Origin of the sequence: Streptomyces sp. (assembly GCF_031181705.1) — a bacterium.
Classification (GTDB): Bacteria; Actinomycetota; Actinomycetes; order Streptomycetales; family Streptomycetaceae; genus Streptomyces.
Map to the genome: position 1 here is coordinate 6,201 of NZ_JAPSKN010000188.1, position 2,212 is coordinate 8,412.

At 73.8% G+C, this 2,212-nt stretch carries 3 protein-coding genes; all 3 read right to left on the bottom strand.

Annotated features, from left to right (window positions below):
• Nucleotides 1-80 precede the first annotated feature (80 nt).
• Genes RIN80_RS24805 through dhaK form a run of 3 tightly spaced genes read right to left on the bottom strand, consistent with a single transcriptional unit; the run spans nucleotide 81 to nucleotide 2,126 of the window.
• Nucleotides 81-491: a PTS fructose transporter subunit IIA gene (locus RIN80_RS24805; protein WP_309097872.1), complete on the bottom strand. Its 411-nt coding sequence runs from the start codon at nucleotides 489-491 to the stop codon at nucleotides 81-83.
• Entirely contained in the window at nucleotides 484-1,083 is a 600-nt protein-coding gene (dhaL, locus tag RIN80_RS24810) for a dihydroxyacetone kinase subunit DhaL (protein ID WP_309097873.1), read from the bottom strand. The genes RIN80_RS24805 and dhaL overlap by 8 nt, the downstream gene beginning before the upstream one ends.
• Before the next feature lie 50 nt (nucleotides 1,084-1,133).
• The gene (gene dhaK / locus RIN80_RS24815; protein WP_309097874.1) at nucleotides 1,134-2,126 is read right to left on the bottom strand and encodes a dihydroxyacetone kinase subunit DhaK; all 993 of its coding nucleotides are present in this window, start codon (nucleotides 2,124-2,126) and stop codon (nucleotides 1,134-1,136) included.
• Between the last annotated feature and the right edge of the window lie 86 nt (nucleotides 2,127-2,212).

Below are 2,212 nucleotides of genomic sequence, written 5' to 3' on the forward strand. Positions count from 1 at the left end.
CGAGGGTGGACGGGGCCGGGAGGGCGTGGCGACCGGGCCCGCCGGTTTCCGGCGGGCCCGGCCCGGGCCGGGTGCGGGCCTCACACCTTCCGGTACGCGTACGCCTCCGCGGCGGCCGCCTCCACCGCCGCCAGATCGGCCCCGGTGGAGGCCGTCACGACCGCGGCCACGGCTCCCTCCACGAACGGGGCGTCCACCAGCCGCGTCCCCTCGGGAAGTTCGTCGCCCTCCGCGAGCAGTGCCTTCACGGTCAGCACCGCACTGCCCAGGTCCGTCAGGACGGCGACGCCGGCCCCCCGGTCCACGGACGCGGCCGCCGCGGCGATCAGCTCCGCGCTGGTGCCGAGCCCGCCGCCCTCGGTGCCGCCCGCCGGGGCGACCGGCACCGCAGTGCCGCCGCCCGCGAGCCCCTTCGCCAGCTCGGCGACCGAAGAGGCCACCTCCGCGCTGTGCGACACCAGCACGATTCCCACCAACCGCTCGTCACTCACCGGCGGCCTCCGCGAGGGCGGCGATCAGCAGTGCCGAGGACGTGGCGCCGGGGTCCTGGTGCCCGATGCTGCGCTCACCGACGTAGCTCGCCCGTCCCTTGCGCGCCTGCAAGGGCGTCGTCGCGACGGCACCCTCCTCCGCGGCGGCGCGGGCGGCCGCGAACGACTCACCGAGCGCGTCCACCGCGGGCACCAGCGCGTCGATCATGGTCTTGTCGCCCGGCGCGGCCCCGCCGAGCGTCATGACGGCGTCCACCCCCGTCCGCAGCGCCTCGGTCAGCTGCCCCGCGCTGACCTCGGACTCGTCCCCGAGCGCCTTGCCCGCCCGGCGCAGCAGCGTGCCGTAGAGCGGCCCCGAGGCGCCGCCGACCGTCGAGATCAGCTGGCGTCCGGCCAGCGTCAGGACCCCGCCGGGCGTGCCGGGCGGCTCCTTGTCCAGGGCGGCCTTCACCGCGCGGAACCCGCGCTGGAGATTGCTGCCGTGGTCGGCGTCCCCGATGGGGGAGTCGAGGGCGGTGAGCCGTTCCGCCTCGCGGTCGACCAACGCGGCGGTCGCCGTCATCCAACGGCGGAAGAAATCGGCGTCGAGCACTGGATCTCCTTGCCTGGTAGGTACGTGGTGATCCTCTACCCCCCTGTCTCTCACACGCCCCAGCGCAGGGCCGGTGTCTTCACGGGGGCGTCCCACAGCCGCAGCAGTTCCTCGTCGGCCTGGCACAGGGTGAGCGAGGCGCCCGCCATGTCGAGGGAGGTGACGTAGTTGCCGACCAGGACACGGGCCACGGCCACGCCGCGCGCCGCGAGCACCCGGTGCACCTCGGCGTTGAACCCGTACAGCTCCAAAAGGGGCGTCGCGCCCATGCCGTTGACGAGGACCAGCACCGGGTTGCGCGGCCGGAGATCCTCCACCACGGCCTCGACGGCGGCCTCGGCGATCTCGCCCGAGGTCATCATCGCCCGCCGCTCCCGGCCGGGCTCGCCGTGGATGCCGATGCCCAACTCCAGCTCGCCGGGCGGCAGATCGAAGGTGGGGCTGCCCTTGGCCGGGGTGCTGCAGGCGCTCAGCGCGACACCGAAGCTGCGGGAGTTCTCGTTGACCTGCCGGGCGATGGCCTCCACCCGCTCCAGCGGCATGCCCTCGTCGGCGGCGGCGCCCGCGATCTTCTCCACGAAGAGCGTCGCCCCGGTGCCGCGCCGGCCCGCCGTGTAGAGACTGTCGGTCACCGCCACGTCGTCGTTGACCAGGACCTTCGCCACCCGGATGCCCTCGTCCTCGGCCAGCTCGGCGGCCATGTCGAAGTTGAGGACGTCACCGGTGTAGTTCTTCACGATGAACAGCACCCCCGCCCCGCTGTCCACGGCGGCCGCCGCGCGCAGCATCTGGTCGGGCACGGGGGACGTGAACACCTCACCCGGACAGGCCGCCGACAGCATGCCGGGACCGACGAATCCGCCGTGCAGCGGCTCGTGCCCCGAGCCTCCGCCCGAGACCAGCCCCACTTTCCCGGCGACAGGAGCGTCCCGCCGCACGATCACCCGGTTCTCCACGTCCACGATCAGGTCCGGATGGGCCGCCGCCATACCGCGCAGCGCGTCCGCGACCACGGTCTCCGGGACGTTGATCAGCATCTTCACGGGTACCTCCTGGTGAGAGCAGGTGTGCCTCCGTCTCATCCTTGCACGCATGCCCGGAGGCGTCCCCCGGCACCGCGTTGCCGCGA